The organism is Dyella sp. KRB-257 (genome assembly GCF_049445995.1).
Lineage (GTDB): Bacteria > Pseudomonadota > Gammaproteobacteria > Xanthomonadales > Rhodanobacteraceae > Dyella_A.
In genome coordinates this window covers 21329-37569 of sequence record NZ_JBMSDZ010000007.1, presented here as the reverse complement: position 1 = coordinate 37569, position 16241 = coordinate 21329, and the positions used below count along the sequence as shown (strand labels likewise).

Below are 16241 nucleotides of genomic sequence, written 5' to 3'. Positions count from 1 at the left end.
CCCATCACACGCGCCGTCATTCCCGCGAAAGCGGGAATCCATCTTGATCTTCGCACCAGAGCTCAATGGATTCCCGCTTTCGCGGGAATGACGGCGTTGGAGGTTTCTGCGTGCCGGAGCTGCGCGCGGTGCATCCGTTGGGCAAGTCGCCGGTGGTCACCGATGGCGAACTGACTGTGGCCGAGTCCGGCGCCATCGTCGAATACCTCGCCGACCGCTGCGGCGAGGGCCGCCTGCTCGCCGCGCCCGGCACGCCCGGACGCCTGCGCCAGAACTACTGGCTGCACTACGCCGAGGGCTCGGCGATGCCGCCACTTCGCGCAGCGGGCTCACCGCGACGAACCGGCCCCCGCTTGCCGCGTTCCTTGAACGCATCCACGCCCGGCCGGCCTACCGGCGCGCACTCGCCGCGGGTAGGGAATACCGGCTGGGCCGAGAGGCTGAGCCGCGCGCGTGTCGACGCTGCTGTCACGCGTAGCGGTGCACCGTAGGCATTCGATTATCTGCAGTCGGCTCGACCGCCGGGCCGCGCCACCTTGAGGAGTCCACTGCCATGAGCCGTAGCCGTGATATCGAACGCAGCCTGCACGAGACCGGCGAGCGCGTCGGCGACCGCGTGCGCCAGGTGGCCAACGGCGCCGCAGGCACCGCGCATGACCTGATCGAGCGCGGCCGCCAGGCCACCAGCCGTTTCGGCAAGCACAGCGACAGCTATCGTCGCCAGCTGATGCGCGCCGCGGAAGATTTTGCCGACGAGGCGAACTACCAGTACCGCCGCCTGCGCCGCCAGGTGAACCGCCACCCGGCCGCCACGGTGGCCATCGTGGCCGGCACCGTCGGCGCGTTCCTGCTGCTGCGCAAGGCCTTCGGCGGCCGCGACGAGGACTGAGAGGCTGAGAAAAATCGCCCGCCTACTGCGACCGCCGCCAAACGCCCGTGCCGGCGGCGCTCTCGCTACGGCGGCCGAATTTTTCTCAGCCTCTGAGCGCGCCTCGGACAATCTCTCCAGTCCGCTTGGGATAAAAAGCCCGCCATTCGGCGGGCTTTTTACCGGTGCGTGACGCCGACCGATCAGACGGTCAGCGGGTTCGGTTTCTCCGGGTCGAGCCTGTATTCCTTGATCGCCCGGGCCACGTCCTTGGCGTTGACCAGGCCGTCCCTCGCCAGCGAGGCGAGTGCGGCGTGGGCGATCCAATAGCGGTCGACCTCGAAGAAATCGCGCAGGTGCACGCGGGTATCCGAACGGCCGAAGCCATCGGTGCCCAGCACGGTGTAGCGCTTGTCCTCGGGGATGAACGCGCGGATCTGGTCGGCGAATTCGCGCACGTAGTCGGTGGCGGCGATCACCGGACCGGCGCGCTCCTGCAGCAGGCCGGTGACGTACGGCACGCGCGGCTCGGCTTCCGGATGCAGGCGGTTCCAGCGCTCGGCGTCGAAGCCGTCGCGGCGCAGCTCGCTGAAGCTGGGGCACGACCAGATGTCGGCGTGCACGCCGAAATCCTTCTCCAGCAGCTCGGCGGCGGCGATCGCCTCGCGCAGGATCGTGCCCGAGCCCAGCAGCTGCACGCACGGCGCGGTCGCCTTGCTCTTGCCCTTGCCTTTCCCCGAGTCCCGGGTCCCGAGTCCCGAGTCCCGCAACAGGTACATCCCCTTGATGATGCCTTCCTCGCAGCCGGCCGGCATGTCCGGGTGCGGGTAGTTCTCGTTCATCACGGTGATGTAGTAATAGATGTCCTCCTGCTCCTGCATCATGCGGCGGGTGCCGTCCTGCAGGATCACCGCCACCTCGTAGGAGAAGGTGGGGTCGTAGGCGCGCACGTTGGGGATCGCGCCGGCCATCAGGTGCGAATGGCCGTCCTCGTGCTGCAGGCCCTCGCCGTTGAGCGTGGTGCGGCCGGCGGTGCCGCCGATCAGGAAGCCGCGCGCGCGCATGTCGCCCGCCGCCCAGCACAGGTCGCCGATGCGCTGGAAGCCGAACATCGAGTAGTAGATGAAGAACGGCAGCATCGCCACGTTGGAGATGCTGTAGCTGGTGGCCGCAGCCATCCACGCGCCCATGCCGCCCGCCTCGCTGATGCCTTCCTGCAGCACCTGGCCTTTCTGGTCCTCGCGGTAGTACAGCAACTGGTCGGCGTCCTGCGGGCGGTATTTCTGGCCGAACGGCGCGTAGATGCCGATCTGCCGGAACATGCCTTCCATGCCGAAGGTGCGCGCCTCGTCGGCGACGATCGGCACCACGCGCTCGCCGATCTGCTTGTCGCGCAGCAGCAGGTTCATGCCGCGCACCAGCGCCATGGTGGTGGAGATCTCGCGCTCGCCGGTGCCCTTGGTGATCTGCTCGAAGGCGGACAGCTCCGGCGCCTTTAGCCTGGTGTCGGCCTTGCGGCGCCGCTGCGGCAGCGCGCCGCCCAGCGCGCGGCGGCGCTCGAGCATGTACTGCACTTCCGGCGAATCCTTGCCGGGGTGGTAGTACGGCACGTCGGCCAGCTTGTCGTCCGGCACCGGGATGTTGAAACGGTCGCGGAAGTGGCGCACCGCGTCGGCATCGAGCTTCTTCTGCTGGTGGGTCGGGTTCTGCGACTCGCCGGCCGACCCCATGCCGTAGCCCTTGACCGTCTTGGCCAGGATCACCGTGGGCATGCCCTGGGTGTTCACCGCCGCGTGGTAGGCCGCGTAGACCTTGTGCGGATCGTGGCCGCCGCGGTTGAGGCGCCAGATGTCGTCGTCGGACAGGTTGGCGACCAGCTGCGCGGTCTCCGGATACTTGTTGAAGAAGTGCTCGCGCGTGTACTTGCCGCCGAACGCCTTGCACGCCTGGTACTCGCCGTCGACGGTTTCCATCATCAGCTTGCGCAACGTGCCGGAGGTGTCGCGCGCCAGCAGCGGGTCCCAGTAGCTGCCCCAGATCACCTTGATGGCGTTCCAGCCGGCGCCGCGGAACACGCCCTCCAGCTCCTGGATGATCTTGCCGTTGCCGCGCACCGGACCGTCCAGGCGCTGCAGGTTGCAGTTGATCACGAAGATCAGGTTGTCCAGCCCTTCGCGGCCGGCCAGCGAGATCGCGCCCAGGCTCTCCGGCTCGTCGGTCTCGCCGTCGCCGAGGAAGCACCAGATCTTGCGGTCGCTCCTGGGGATCAGGCCGCGGTGCTCCAGGTACTTCCAGAACTGCGCCTGGTAGATCGCCTGGATCGGACCTAAGCCCATCGACACCGTCGGCACCTGCCAGTAGTCCGGCATCAGCCACGGATGCGGGTAGGACGACAGGCCGCGGCCCTTGCCCACCACTTCCATGCGGAACAGGTCCATCTGCTCCTCGGCGATGCGCCCTTCGAGGAAGGAGCGCGCGTACACGCCCGGGCTGGAATGGCCCTGATGGAACACCAGGTCGCCCGGGTGATCGGCGCTGGGCGCGCGCCAGAAATGGTTGAAGCCCACGTCGTACAGCGTGGCCGACGAGGCGAAGCTGGCGATGTGGCCGCCCAGCTCGCCGGGCTTGCGGTTGGCGCGCACCACCATCGCCATCGCGTTCCAGCGGATCAGCGTGCGGATGCGCCATTCCATGGCGGCGTCGCCGGGGCACTTGGCCTCGTTCGGCGGCGCGATGGTGTTGACGTACTCGGTGGTGGGATCGAACGGCAGGTAGCCGCCGGCGCGCCGCGTCGAGTCGACCATCTTCTCCAGCAGGTAATGTGCGCGCTCGGTGCCGTCGTGGCTGATCACCGCATTGAGCGATTCGATCCACTCCCGGGTTTCGGTGGGGTCGATGTCCTGGTGGAGGATGTCGTCGAGCTGATCCATGGAGGTCTCCGCAGCGCCGGGGGCGCTGGCATGGGTGGGGTTCGCGCGCCGCCGGGGTAGCGAAGCGGGGACATCGCCGCAGTCTGGGAGCCTGTCGGGCTTTGGTGGTCGAGGCGAGAATTCGGCGGTGCGAGGACAGATTTCTGACGATTCGCCGGCCCATGGAGATTCCATGGGCCAAGAAGCGGCAGGAATATGGCCCGCACCGCCGGATTCGCAGCCCGGCCGACCAAAGCCCGACAGGCTCCTAGGCTGTCGGTCGACGTTGACTGACCGATTCTAGCGGGCGCGCGCGATGGCCGCCAATTCGGGACGTCCGTGCAAGGGCGAATGGAAGGGAGGGGCAGGCCTTTTTCCATCGACCGCCAGGAATGCCTGAAACAACACCCCTCGCGGTGAAAAGAAACGACTCCATTTTTCGCTTTTCGCGCGAGCTACGCGCGCGCAGTGCGGATCTGCGCATCCACCGCGGCCACGGCGGTCATGTTGACGACGCGACGGGCGGTGGAGGCCGGGGTGAGGATGTGCGCGCTCTTGTCCACGCCCATCAGGATCGGGCCGATCGCCACGCCGTCGGTCATCACCCGCACCATGTTGTAGACGATGTTGGCGGCATCCAGGTTCGGCATCACGAACAGGTTGGCGCGGCCGCTCAGCGTGGTGTGCGGAAACATGCGCTGGCGCAGCGTCTCGTCCCAAGCCGTGTCGGCCTGCATCTCGCCGTCCACCTCCAGCTTCGGGTAGCGCGCCTTGAGGATCTGCCAGACCTTGCGCATCTTCGCCGCGCTGGCGTTCTCGTGGCTGCCGTAGTTGGAGTGCGACAGCAGCGCAACCTTCGGCTCGATGCCGAACAGCTTCAGGCGGTAGCTGGCCTGCAGCGTGGCCTCGGCGATCTGCTCGGCGGTGGGATCGACCTGCACGTGGGTGTCGACGAAGAACCACGCGCCGCGATCGTTGATCACGCCGGTCATCGCCGAGGTGCACTGCACGCCCGGGTCCAGGTCGAACACGCTGCGCAGGTAGCCGAGCTTCTTGTGGAAGCGGCCGACCAGCCCGCAGATCAGCGCGTCGGCCTCGCCGCGCTCGACCATCAGCGCGGCGATCAGCGTGGGCCGCGAACGCATCAGGTTCTTCGCCGCCGCCGGCGTGACCCCGCGGCGCTCGGTGAGCGAGTGGTACTGCTGCCAGTAGTCGTTGAAGCGCGGGTCGTCGTTGATGTTGGTGAGCTCGAAATCCACGCCCTCGCGCAGGCGCAGGCCCAGGCGCTGGATGCGTGCGTGGATCACGTCCGGGCGACCGATCAGGATCGGATGGGCCAGCCGCTCGTCGACCACCGTCTGCACCGCGCGCAGCACCACCTCTTCCTCGCCCTCGGCGTAGGCCACGCGCTTGCGGTCGGCACGCGCGCGCTCGTACACCGGCTTCATGATCAGGCTGGTGCGGTAGATGAACTGGCCGAGCTTCTCGCGGTAGGCGTCCATGTCGGCGATCGGCCGCATGGCCACGCCAGAATCCATCGCCGCCTGCGCCACCGCCGGCGCCAGCATCACCAGCAGGCGCGGATCGAACGGACGCGGGATCAGGTAGTCGGGGCCGAACGAGGGAATGTCCTCGCCGTAGGCGCTGCCGAGGTCGGCCGCTTCCTCGCGCGCCAGCTGCGCGATGGCGCGCACGCATGCCAGCTTCATCGCCTCGTTGATGCCGGTGGCGCCCACGTCCAGCGCGCCGCGGAAGATGTACGGGAAGCACAGCGCGTTGTTGACCTGGTTCGGATAGTCCGAGCGGCCGGTGGCGATGATGCAGTCCGGTCGCACCGCCTTCGCGTCGGTCGGGGAGATTTCCGGGTTCGGGTTGGCCAGCGCCAGAATCACCGGCTTGTCGGCCATCGTGGCGACCATCTCCGGCTTGAGGATGCCGCCGGCGGACAGGCCCAGGAACACATCCGCGCCGGCCACGATCTCGGCCAGCGTGCGCTTGTCGGTGTCGCGCGCGTAGCGCGCCTTGTCCGGATCGAGGTGGTCGCGGCCGGTGTAGATCACGCCCTCGCGGTCGAAGGCGGTGATGTGTTCCTTCTTCACGCCCAGCGCCACCAGCATGTCCAGGCAGGCGATGCCGGCGGCGCCGGCGCCGGTGGTGGCGACCTTGACGCTGCCGATGTCCTTGCCGACCACTTCCAGCGCGTTGAGCACGGCGGCGCCGACGATGATCGCGGTGCCGTGCTGGTCGTCGTGGAACACCGGGATCTTCATCCGCTCGCGCAGCTTGCGCTCGACGATGAAGCACTCCGGCGCCTTGATGTCTTCCAGGTTGATGCCGCCGAAGGTGGGCTCCATCGCGGCGATGATGTCGACCAGCTTGTCCGGGTCGCGCTCGTTCAACTCGATGTCGAACACGTCGATGCCGGCGAACTTCTGGAACAGCACGCCCTTGCCTTCCATCACCGGCTTGCCGGCCAGCGGACCGATGTCGCCCAGGCCGAGCACGGCGGTGCCGTTGGTGATCACCGCCACCAGGTTGCCGCGCGCGGTGAACTCGCTGGCCGCGTTGGGATCATCCACGATGGCCTCGCAGGCGTAGGCCACGCCGGGCGAGTAGGCCAGCGCCAGGTCGCGCTGGGTGACCATCGGCTTGGTCGCGGTGACCCTGATTTTGCCGGGCGGGCACAGCCGGTGGTATTCGAGCGCGGCGTGCTTGAGTTCCTCGGGAGGATTGGCCATGGGGCGAGTCGATGATCCGGGATGCGAAGAGGCCAGATGGTAGCACCGCGACCGCCGCCGCCCGCTGTGCGACGCCGCACTTTCGCCGTGCCTCACGGGCCCAGCGACAGCCCCTCGGCCTGCACCCGGTCCATGTGGATGCGGTTGGCGAACAGCGAGAACGCCAGCTTGCCGGCCAGCCCGTGCACGTGCTGCATCCACGGCGGCAGCCAGCGTGGCGGCACGATTGCGCCGGAGGCGAAATGCGGCTCCAGCGCGATCACGTCGTGCAACGCCAGCTTGCCGGCGAACAGGTGGCGCAGCAGGTCCATGCGCCGCTGCTTCAGTGCCCAGCGGAAGAACGTGTGCACGGCCAGCAGGCCGGCGAGATACACGTTGTCCTTGGCGAACGCGGCGCCGCCGGTCAGCGGCACGCCGCGGAACACCCGCTGCGCCGAGTGGAAGCTGTCCGCCACCGACTGGCCACACTGCAGGAAGAACCGGTACACCTCGACGAAATCCGCCCCGCGCAACGCCATGTCGATCGCCAGGATGCGCAGGCTGATGCGCTTGAGGCGGGAGATGTCGATGGCGCCGGACATCAGCTCGGCGAACACGGCCAGCCCCTCCTGGGTGGCGGTGACCCGCGGCGAGGTGCGCGCCAGCGAGGCCAGCAGCGGCTGCGCGCGGCCGTTGAGCGCGGTGAGCGAATGCACGAAGGCCTCGTGCGCCAGCAGCTGGTGACGGTCATAGTCGCTGAAGGCGGTGCCGCCGCGCAGGCGGATGCGGGTGGCGCCGGCGGCGGCCTTGGCGGTGAGCTCGGGATCGATCTCCACCGAAATCATGCCGGGGCCGAAGAACGCGTCCAGCGTCTGCGCCAGATCGGCGCGCAGGGTGTCCGCTGGGATGTCGGCGGTGACGTCGTCGGCCAGCAGGTCGGCGCCCAGCTCGTCGGCCAGCTCGACGAAGTAGCGCGCCGCGTCCAGGTTGCTCTTGCTGCTGCCGGGAATGAGGTCGCCGGGGTGGCCGTACAGCACGATCGACGGCGCGGTGACGCCAGCCGTGCCCACCGCCTCCAGCAGCTCGGCGGCGATCCGCCACGACTCGGCGGTGCGGCACAGGTACTTGCCCAGCGGATCGTCGTGCCCGGCCTCGCGCTCGATCGCCGCCAACTCGGCGCGCGCGGCGGCGAGGTCCGGCGGCGTGTAGCGCACCTCGGGCAGACTGAGCCGGCCAGCGGTGTAGGCCTCGATCATCCGCCGCTCCAGCGAGGCCGGCCACGCCACCGTGGGCAGGATGCGGATCGGCCGCACCGCGGCGAGCAGGCGCTGGTCGAGCGCGGCGTAGCGGCTCAGGTCGCCGGTGGCCGATGCATCCATCGCGCTAGCGGCTCCGCGACCTGCGCGCGAGCGCGGCGACCGGCAAGGGCATGACCGCCGCAGGCAGGAGCACCGCGAGGGGCGGGGCTTGCTCGGCGATCACGCGCCAGGCCCTGACGGCCACCGCCGGCCCCGGAATGAAAATGGTCATGCCGATCAGCTTTGCATGCGGTGGCGGGCGACTGGACGACATGACGCTGCCCGCTCAATCCCGCTCGCGCTGGCCGCGCTGGCCGTGCGGACGGTCGATCGGCCGGCCGCCGCGCTGGCGGCGCAGGCGGGCCTCCAGCATGGCCGCCTGGTCTTCGCGCTCGTCGCGCAGCTTGAGGTAGTTGCGCCAGCGCTCGGGGGCGAGGTCGCCGCTGTCCAGCGCCCGCTGCACCGCGCAGCCGGGTTCGCTGCCGTGGCCGCAGTCGGCGAAGCGGCAGGTTTCGGCCAGCACCTCGATGTCGGCGAACAGGTCGAGCTCTTCCTCGCCGGTGAGCTTGAGTTCGCGCATGCCCGGCGTGTCGATCAGGCAGCCACCGGTGGGCAGCTGCAGCAGCGCGCGATGGGTGGTGGTGTGGCGGCCGCGGCTGTCGTGCGCGCGCACCGCGGCGGTGGCCAACGTGTCGGTGCCGAGCAGGGTGTTGGTGAGGGTGGACTTGCCCGCACCGGAGGAGCCCACCAGCACCGCGCTGTCGCCCGGCTTGAGGTAGGGCGCCAGCAACCCGACGCTGTCGCGGCTTTTGCCGTTGAGGGCGTGGATCGGCGTGGTGGCCGGCAGCCGCGCGCGCAGCTCGGCCAGGCGCGCGGCGGCATCGCCGAGCAGGTCGAGCTTGCTCAGCAGCACCACCGGCTGGGCGCCGGAGTCCTCCACCAGGGTGAGATAGCGCTCGATGCGCGCGGCGTTGAAGTCGCCATCCAGCCCGGTGAGCACCAGCACGTAGTCGATGTTGGTGGCGATGATCTGCCGCTCGTAGCGCTCGCCCGCCGCCGCGCGCGACAGCACCGTGCGGCGTTCCAGCACGCGCTGGATGTGCGGCGGCGCGCCCGGTTCGAACTCGACGAAGTCGCCCACCGCCGGGCGCTCGGACGGATCCAGGCCACGCTTGAGGAAATGCCCGGCCGGCTGCGCACCGAACAGTTGCTCGCCGTCGTGCAGCTCGTAGCCGGCCCGATGCTGGGCGACCACGCGGGCGAGCCGCAGGCCGTCGGCGGGCAGCTCGTTGCCGCGCCAGCCGATGCGGCGCAAGCGTTCGATGATCGGGGCATCGCTCATGGTCGGGCGATTATGCCCTGCCCCGCGGTCGGCCGATATCACGCCCGGATTCGGCTCCACCCAAGCCCGACAGGCTGCTAGCATCGCCCGACCACCGGCGGCAAGCGCCGGTGCAGCAAAGCGAAGGAACCCTCGTTGGCCCCGATCGAACCCAGTACGCACCTGGCGAACGTGCGCTATGACATCCGCGGCGCCTTGACGCGGCGCGCGCGCGACCTGGAGGCCGAGGGTCGGCCGATCATCAAGCTCAACATTGGCAACCCCGCCCGCTACGGCTTCGACACGCCGGCGCACCTGCGCGAGGCGATCGCCACGCACCTGGGCGACAGCGAAGCCTACGGCCACGAGCAGGGGCTGGAGGAGGCACGTGCCGCCATCGCAGAGCAGCAGCGCGCCCGCGGTGCGCGCGGCGTGGAGGTCGAACGCATCGTCATCGGCAACGGCGTCAGCGAGCTGATCGACATCAGCCTGCGCGCCCTGCTGCAGACCGGCGACGCGGTGCTGCTGCCCAGCCCGGACTATCCGCTGTGGAGCGCCGCCACCATCCTCAACGGCGGCACGCCGCGCTATTACCGCTGCCTGCCGCAGAACGGCCACCTGCCCGACCCGGCCGAGATCGAGGCGCTGGTCACGCCGCGCACCCGCGCGCTGGTGCTGATCAATCCGAACAACCCCACCGGTGCGGTCTATCCGCGCGCGCTGCTCGAGCAACTGGTGGCGATCGCCGCGCGGCATCGCCTGCTGCTGCTGTGCGACGAGATCTACGACGAGATCCTCTACGACGACGCGGTGTTCCAGCCGCTGGCGGACGTCGCCGGCGAGGTGCCGTGCGTGAGCTTCGGCGGGCTGTCCAAGGTGCACCGCGCCTGCGGCTACCGCATCGGCTGGATGAGCCTGTCCGGCGATCCCGCGCGCACCGCCGAATACCGCGACGCGCTGCAGCTGCTCGCCGCGCTGCGCCTGTGCGCCAACGCCACCGCACAGTGGGCGGTGCTGCCGGCGCTGCAAGGCGCGCCGACGATCCACGCGCTCACCGCGCCGGGCGGTCGGCTGCACGAGGCGCGCCGGGCGGTGATCGAAGGCGTCGCCGCCAGCGACTATCTGCAGCTGGTCGCCCCCGAGGGCGCACTGTATGCGTTCCCGGCCGTGCGCGCCGATCGCCTGCCGCTGTTCGACGACGGCGACTTCGCCCTGCGCCTGCTCGAACGCGAGTCGGTGCTGGTGGTGCCGGGCGCCAGCTTCAACGTGCCGTGCAGCCGCCAGTTCCGGCTCACCCTGCTGCCGCCGCCGCACGACCTGCGCGAGGTGTTCGTGCGGATCGAACGCGTGCTGGCCCGGATGGCCGCCGGGCAGCCGGCGCCGCGCATGGCGGTGGCCGGCTGAGCGCCCACCCCATGAGCACACCGACCCGTGCGGCGGATCCGCTGCGCCATCTCGCCCTGGGCGATTCCTACACCATCGGCGAAGGCGTGCCGGAGGATTCGCGCTGGCCGATGCAGCTGGCACGGCAGTTGAGGGCAGAGGGAATGGCACTGGAGCCGCCGCGCCTCGTCGCCGCCACCGGCTGGACCACCGACGATCTGGCGGCCGCCATGGACGCGGCGCAGCTGGCGCCGGCGTACGACCTGGTGACATTGCTGATCGGCGTGAACAACCAGTACCGCGGCCGCAGCGCGGATGACTACATCGGCGAGTTTCGCCAGTTGCTGGGGCGCGCGGTGACGCTAGCCGGCGACCGACCCGGGCGCGTGGTGGCGGTGTCGATCCCCGACTGGGGCGTCACCCGCTTCGCCCGCGAGCATGGGCACGACGCGGCGGCGATCGGCGCGGCGCTGGACCGCTTCAACGCACTGGCGCGCGCGGCGGCCGAAGCGGCCGGCGCCGCCTTCGTCGACATCACCGACCTGTCGCGCGAGCACCCGGACGAGCTGGTCGAGGACGGCCTGCACCCCGACGCACGACAGTACGCACGCTGGATCGAGCGGATCGCCCCGGCTGCGCGCCGCGCACTGCGCTGAGGCGGCGGCAACCGCACTGCAATCCCGTCGCCATCGCGCGGTGATGCGCCACGCCGACACTGGTGCCCCGGATCACACCGGGAACCGACGCCATGGCCACCTTTCGCTGCCGCAGCGCCTTCATCTCCGACGTCCACCTGGGCACGCGCGACTGCAAGGCAGTCTACCTGCTGGACTTCCTGCGCCAGCTGCGCTGCGAGCGGCTGTACCTGGTGGGCGACATCATCGACCTGGAAGCGCTGGGCAAGCGCATGGGATGGCAGGCCGAGCATGGCGCCGTGATTGCCGAAGTGCTCGACATGGCCCGCCGCGGCGTCGAGGTCACCTACATCCCCGGCAACCACGACGCGGCGCTGCGCGGCCTGGCCGGGCAGGATGTCGGCGGCGTGCGGATCGCGCTGGAGGCGGTGCACGAAGGCGCCGACGGGCGCCGCTACCGGGTCAGCCACGGCGACGAGTTCGACCCCGCGCAGATCGGCCGCGGCTGGATGCTGCACCTGGGCGAGGCGATGCACCGCTTCGTCTGCTGGGGCAACCGCCGCGTCAACGCGTGGCGCCGGCGCATGGACATGCCCTACCTGCCGCTGTCGATCATCGTGAAGTCGCACGTGCGCAAGGCGCTGGCCTATATCCGCGCCTACGAGCAACGCGTGGCCGACGACGCCCGCGAGCGCGGCTTCGACGGCCACATCTGCGGCCACATCCACTTCGGCCAGGTGCGCGACATCGACGGCGTGCTCTACCTCAACGACGGCGACTGGGTGGAGCACTGCACCGCACTGGTGGAAGACCACACCGGCGCGATGGAGCTGATCCACTGGAGCGAGCAGCCCACCGCACTGGGCCGCGCCAGCCGTGAGCTGATCCTGCCCTCGCCCGCCACCGCGCTGGCGCTGGCGCCGCTGGCCCGACGCCGGCGCAGTCTGGACGAACTGCGGCCGGCGGCCTGAGGCAGGGCGCTCACGGCAATCCGCAGCGACCCGGCTGCGATCCGCAGCGGAAGCGAGTCGCGGCTTCAGCTGAAGCCGCTCCCATCAGACGATCCCGATCAGCCCGCCGCGTCGGGCGCCCTGGCAACGGCCGGCAGCAGGCCGTCCTTGCGGAACATCGCCTTGATGCCGCGCACCGCCTGGCGGGTGCGGTCCTGGTTCTCGATCAGGGCGAAGCGCACGTGGTCGTCGCCGTAGTCGCCGAAGCCGATGCCGGGCGACACCGACACCCTGGCCTCGGCCAGCAGCTTCTTGGCGAACTCCAGCGAGCCCAGGTGCGCGTAGGGTGCGGGAATCTTCGCCCACACGTACATCGAGGCGCGCGGGTTCTCCACCATCCAGCCGGCCTCGTGCAAACCCTTGACCAGCACGTCGCGGCGCAGCTGGTAGCGCCGGGCGATATCGCGCACGCATTGCTGGTCGCCTTCCAGCGCGGCGATTGCGGCCACCTGCAGCGGGGTGAAGGTGCCGTAGTCGTGGTAGCTCTTGATGCGCGCCAGCGCGGCGACCAGCTCGGCGTTGCCGACCATGAAACCGATCCGCCAGCCGGCCATGTTGTAGCTCTTGGACAGGGTGAAGAACTCCACCGAGATGTCCTTGGCGCCGGGCACCTGCATGATCGAGGGCGCCTTCCAGCCGTCGTAGGTGATGTCGGCGTAGGCCAGGTCGTGCACCACCAGCACGTCGTACTGCCTGGCCAGCGCGATCACCCGCTCGAAGAAATCCAGCTCCACGCATTGCGCGGTGGGGTTGGAGGGGAAGCCCAGGATCATCATCTTCGGCTTGGGAATCGACTCGCGGATGCCGCGCTCCAGCTCGGCGAAGAAGTCTATGCCCGGCGCCATCGGCACCGAGCGGATCTGCGCGCCGGCGATCACCGCGCCGTAGATGTGGATAGGATAGCTGGGATTGGGCACCAGCACGGTGTCGCCGCGATCGAGCGTGGCGAGCATGAGATGCGCCAGGCCCTCCTTCGAACCGATGGTGACGATCGCCTCGCGCTCGGGATCGATCTCCACCTGGTAGCGCTCGGCGTACCAGTGCGCGATCGCCCGGCGCAGCCGCGGGATGCCCCTGGAGGTGGAGTAGCCGTGGGTGTCCGGCCGCTGCGCCACCGTGCACAGCTTGTCCACGATGTGCGCCGGCGTGGCGCCGTCGGGATTGCCCATGCTGAAGTCGACGATGTCCTCGCCGCGGCGGCGCGCCGCCATCTTCAGCTCGGCGGTGATGTTGAACACGTAGGGGGGAAGACGTTCGATGCGCGCAAAACGGCGCGGGGACGCGGGCTCGCTCATGATGACCTCGAATGTACGTAGGCGCCCGGAACCGTCCGAGCGACGCCGGCCGCAGGGCGGCCTGGCCGGGCCACGCGAGCACCCGGATGCGTCGACGATAATCCGGCCGCGGGGCGCGCGTCGAGCGGTCGGTCCCAGGTGCTGAGACGGCAGGCCGTAGAATGGCCGCTTCGCTTGCCGGAGGCCGTCATGCCCCTCACCCCGCTGCTGCTGATCGTCCTCGTCATCGCCGTGCTGGCGAGCCTGGCCCTGCAGGTCGTCCAGCTGTGGCGCGGACGCGGCGACGCCGGCCTGCAGGCGAAGCTCGACGCGCTCAAGGACGACGGCGAACGCCTGCAGCGCACCCTGCGCGAGGAACAGCGCGCCGGGCGCGAGGAGTTGCAGCAGGGCTTCGACCGTTTCCGCGTGCACGTGGGCGAGCAGCTGAACACCGTGTCGCAACAGCAGGCCGAGCGCATCGACGGCTTCGGCCAGCGGCTGGGCCAGCTCACCGAACGCACCGACACCGGTCTGCAGAAACTGGCCGAGCGCCTCGCCGGCGACGCCCACCGCAGCCGCGAGGAGCTGACCCTGGCGCTGACCCGCTTCGGCGAGCAGCAGCAGCAGCGCCTGGCCGCGCTCACCGCCGACAACGAAAAGCGCATGGGCGACGTGCGCGCCACGCTGGAAGCGCAGCTGCAGGCCCTGCAGCAGGACAACGCGCAGCAGCTGGAAAAGATGCGCGCCACCGTCGACGAGAAATTGCAGAGCACGCTGGAGACGCGGCTGGGGCAGTCGTTCAAGCTGGTGTCCGAGCGGCTCGAAGCGGTGCAGCGCGGGCTGGGCGAGATGCAGAACCTCGCCACCGGCGTGGGCGATCTCAAGCGCGTGCTCACCAACGTGAAGAAGCGCGGCATCTTCGGCGAGGTGCAGCTGGGCGCGCTGCTGGAAGACATGCTCGCCGCCGAGCAGTACGCCGCCAACGTGATCACCGTGCCGGGCAGCAACGAGCGGGTGGAGTTCGCCATCCGCATGCCGGGCCAGGACGAGGGCGACCACGTCTACCTGCCGATCGACGCGAAGTTTCCGGTGGAGGACTACCAGCGCCTGCTCGACGCGCAGGAGATCGCCGACGCCGACGCCGCCAATGCCGCCGGCCGCGCGCTGGAGACCCGCGTGCGCGAGGAGGCCAGGCGCATCCACACCAAGTACGTGGCGCCGCCGCACACCACCGACTTCGCCGTGCTCTACCTGCCCACCGAGGGCCTGTACGCCGAGGTGATCCGCCGCCCCGGCCTGTTCGAGCAGCTGCAGCGCGAGCACCGCGTCACGGTGGCCGGCCCGACCACGCTCAGCGCCCTGCTCAACAGCCTGCAGATGGGTTTCCGCACGCTGGCGATCGCCAAGCGCTCCAGCGAGGTGTGGAAGATCCTCGGCGCGGTGAAGACCGAGTTCGGCAAGTTCGGCGACGTGCTGGACAAGGTGAAGAAGAAGCTCGACGAGGCCGGCCGCCACATCGACGCCACCGGCGTGCGCACCCGCGCCATCGAGCGCCGCCTGCGCGAGGTGGAGTCGCTGCCGGGCGAGGCGGCGGCGCCGCTGCTCGACGAGCTGGCCGCGCCGGACCCGGACGACGAGGAACCCGGCGAGGCCTGAGGCCCTCGCCGCCCCGACCTGCGGCAACCTGGCGCAGCGGCGGCGGCATCCGGTGATCGGAGTTTGCCGTATCCGCGATGGCGGATACGGCAAGGCAGCCGCACCGCCCGTCTCCCGCGAACACCGTCGGTGCGGCCCGCAATACGCCGCCCCGTTAGACTTCCCGTCTCGATCCGTTCCAGGAACACACCAGTGAGCGACCACACACCGCGTCACGACGTCACCCGCGAGCAGGCCGAAGAGGCCGTGCGCATCCTGCTGCGCTGGGCCGGCGAAGACCCCGCCCGCGAGGGCCTGCTGGACACCCCCAGGCGCGTGGTGAAGGCCTACGGCGACTGGTTCTCCGGCTATGCCGACGATCCGGCCGAGTACCTCAAGCGCACCTTCAAGGAAGTGGAGGGCTACGACGAGATGATCGTGCTGCGCGACATCGAGTTCGAGAGCCACTGCGAGCACCACATGGCGCCGATCATCGGCCGCGCCCACGTGGGCTACATGCCGACCTGCCGCGTGGTGGGCATCAGCAAGCTGGCCCGCGTGGTGGAGGGTTACGCGCGCCGCTTCCAGGTGCAGGAAAAGCTCACCGCGCAGATCGCCCAGTGCATCAACGAGACGCTCAAGCCGCGCGGCGTGGCCGTGGTGATCGAGGCCAGCCACGAGTGCATGACCACCCGCGGCGTGCACAAGCGCGGCGTGTCGATGGTGACCAGCCAGATGCTGGGCTCGTTCCGCGACGACCCGCGCACGCGCGGCGAGTTCCTGCAGTTCATCGGCGTGCCGCGCGGCCGTTGAAGAAGAAGCAGCTGCAGCTGCTGGCCGTCGCCTGCGCCGTGGCAGCGACACAGGCCCGGGCGCAGGCAACGCCGGCGGCCTACCTCAAGCTGTTCGACCGCGATGGCGACGGCCGGGTCAGCACGCAGGAGTACGTCGATCGCCTCAGCACCGGCTTCCTCGCCATGGACGGCAACCACGACGGCACGCTGGAGCCGTCCGAACTGCCCGGCCAGCGCGGCCGGGCGGTGACCCTGGTGCAGCACCGGGCCAACCTGCGCCGCCAGTTCCGCCGGCTGGACCGCAACCACGACGGCGTACTCGATGCGCGCGAGCTGGCCCAGCCGCCGCAATGACATCCGCGACGACGAACCGGCACTGCGAGCGCAACGCCGCTTC

12 protein-coding genes and 1 pseudogene are annotated in these 16241 nt (G+C 69.8%); 8 read left to right on the top strand and 5 right to left on the bottom strand.

The annotated features are described in order from the left end of the window. Window positions 1-113 precede the first annotated feature (113 nt). Window positions 114-317: pseudogene (locus ACO2Q2_RS07355) on the top strand (glutathione S-transferase family protein); the annotation flags it as partial. Window positions 318-553: 236 nt separating this feature from the next. Beyond that, the gene (locus ACO2Q2_RS07350; protein WP_423255113.1) at window positions 554-889 is read left to right on the top strand and encodes a hypothetical protein; all 336 of its coding nucleotides are present in this window, start codon (window positions 554-556) and stop codon (window positions 887-889) included. Window positions 890-1071: 182 nt separating this feature from the next. On the opposite strand, the gene aceE is transcribed toward ACO2Q2_RS07350, so the two are convergent. From aceE to rsgA, 4 genes are all read right to left on the bottom strand, one after another. Beyond that, entirely contained in the window at window positions 1072-3798 is a 2727-nt protein-coding gene (gene aceE / locus ACO2Q2_RS07345) for a pyruvate dehydrogenase (acetyl-transferring), homodimeric type (RefSeq protein ID WP_423255112.1), read from the bottom strand. Between the two features lie 434 nt (window positions 3799-4232). Next, a complete protein-coding gene (locus ACO2Q2_RS07340; protein ID WP_423255111.1) occupies window positions 4233-6515 on the bottom strand; it encodes an NADP-dependent malic enzyme in 2283 nt (760 codons plus the stop codon). 92 nt (window positions 6516-6607) lie between these two features. After that, entirely contained in the window at window positions 6608-7873 is a 1266-nt protein-coding gene (locus ACO2Q2_RS07335) for a flavohemoglobin expression-modulating QEGLA motif protein (RefSeq protein WP_423255110.1), read from the bottom strand. Between the two features lie 205 nt (window positions 7874-8078). Beyond that, entirely contained in the window at window positions 8079-9134 is a 1056-nt protein-coding gene (gene rsgA / locus ACO2Q2_RS07330; protein WP_423255109.1) for a ribosome small subunit-dependent GTPase A, read from the bottom strand. A 135-nt stretch (window positions 9135-9269) separates the two neighbouring features. Here rsgA and ACO2Q2_RS07325 point away from each other — a divergent pair, with 135 nt between their 5' ends. From ACO2Q2_RS07325 to ACO2Q2_RS07315, 3 genes are all read left to right on the top strand, one after another. Then, window positions 9270-10517 (top strand): aminotransferase class I/II-fold pyridoxal phosphate-dependent enzyme, encoded by a 1248-nt coding sequence (locus ACO2Q2_RS07325; RefSeq protein ID WP_423255108.1) that lies wholly within the window; start codon window positions 9270-9272, stop codon window positions 10515-10517. A gap of 11 nt (window positions 10518-10528) precedes the next feature. Next, window positions 10529-11152, top strand: a complete 624-nt coding sequence (locus ACO2Q2_RS07320; protein WP_423255107.1) for a GDSL-type esterase/lipase family protein — start codon at window positions 10529-10531, stop codon at window positions 11150-11152. A 92-nt stretch (window positions 11153-11244) separates the two neighbouring features. Next, window positions 11245-12102 (top strand): UDP-2,3-diacylglucosamine diphosphatase, encoded by an 858-nt coding sequence (locus ACO2Q2_RS07315; RefSeq protein ID WP_423255106.1) that lies wholly within the window; start codon window positions 11245-11247, stop codon window positions 12100-12102. Window positions 12103-12200: 98 nt separating this feature from the next. On the opposite strand, the gene alaC is transcribed toward ACO2Q2_RS07315, so the two are convergent. Next, entirely contained in the window at window positions 12201-13436 is a 1236-nt protein-coding gene (gene alaC, locus ACO2Q2_RS07310; protein ID WP_423255105.1) for an alanine transaminase, read from the bottom strand. Between the two features lie 189 nt (window positions 13437-13625). On the opposite strand from alaC, the gene rmuC reads away from it, so the two are divergent. From rmuC to ACO2Q2_RS07295, 3 genes are all read left to right on the top strand, one after another. Then, complete coding sequence (gene rmuC / locus ACO2Q2_RS07305) at window positions 13626-15071, top strand: DNA recombination protein RmuC (protein WP_423255104.1); 1446 nt, start codon at window positions 13626-13628, stop codon at window positions 15069-15071. Between the two features lie 192 nt (window positions 15072-15263). Beyond that, the gene (gene folE / locus ACO2Q2_RS07300; protein WP_423255103.1) at window positions 15264-15863 is read left to right on the top strand and encodes a GTP cyclohydrolase I FolE; all 600 of its coding nucleotides are present in this window, start codon (window positions 15264-15266) and stop codon (window positions 15861-15863) included. Then, on the top strand, window positions 15860-16198 hold the full coding sequence (locus tag ACO2Q2_RS07295; RefSeq protein WP_423255102.1) for a hypothetical protein: 339 nt from the start codon (window positions 15860-15862) through the stop codon (window positions 16196-16198). Before folE ends, ACO2Q2_RS07295 begins: the two co-directional genes overlap by 4 nt. Window positions 16199-16241: the final 43 nt, after the last annotated feature.

What these genes read in the sequence shown, in the direction of transcription:
- rsgA (WP_423255109.1), bottom strand. Translation starts at nt 9,134, where the DNA reads ATGAGCGATGCCCCGATCATCGAACGCTTGCGCCGCATCGGCTGGCGC.
- ACO2Q2_RS07315 (WP_423255106.1), top strand. Translation starts at nt 11,245, where the DNA reads ATGGCCACCTTTCGCTGCCGCAGCGCCTTCATCTCCGACGTCCACCTG.
- alaC (WP_423255105.1), bottom strand. Translation starts at nt 13,436, where the DNA reads ATGAGCGAGCCCGCGTCCCCGCGCCGTTTTGCGCGCATCGAACGTCTT.
- ACO2Q2_RS07320 (WP_423255107.1), top strand. Translation starts at nt 10,529, where the DNA reads ATGAGCACACCGACCCGTGCGGCGGATCCGCTGCGCCATCTCGCCCTG.
- rmuC (WP_423255104.1), top strand. Translation starts at nt 13,626, where the DNA reads ATGCCCCTCACCCCGCTGCTGCTGATCGTCCTCGTCATCGCCGTGCTG.
- ACO2Q2_RS07350 (WP_423255113.1), top strand. Translation starts at nt 554, where the DNA reads ATGAGCCGTAGCCGTGATATCGAACGCAGCCTGCACGAGACCGGCGAG.
- ACO2Q2_RS07335 (WP_423255110.1), bottom strand. Translation starts at nt 7,873, where the DNA reads ATGGATGCATCGGCCACCGGCGACCTGAGCCGCTACGCCGCGCTCGAC.
- aceE (WP_423255112.1), bottom strand. Translation starts at nt 3,798, where the DNA reads ATGGATCAGCTCGACGACATCCTCCACCAGGACATCGACCCCACCGAA.
- ACO2Q2_RS07340 (WP_423255111.1), bottom strand. Translation starts at nt 6,515, where the DNA reads ATGGCCAATCCTCCCGAGGAACTCAAGCACGCCGCGCTCGAATACCAC.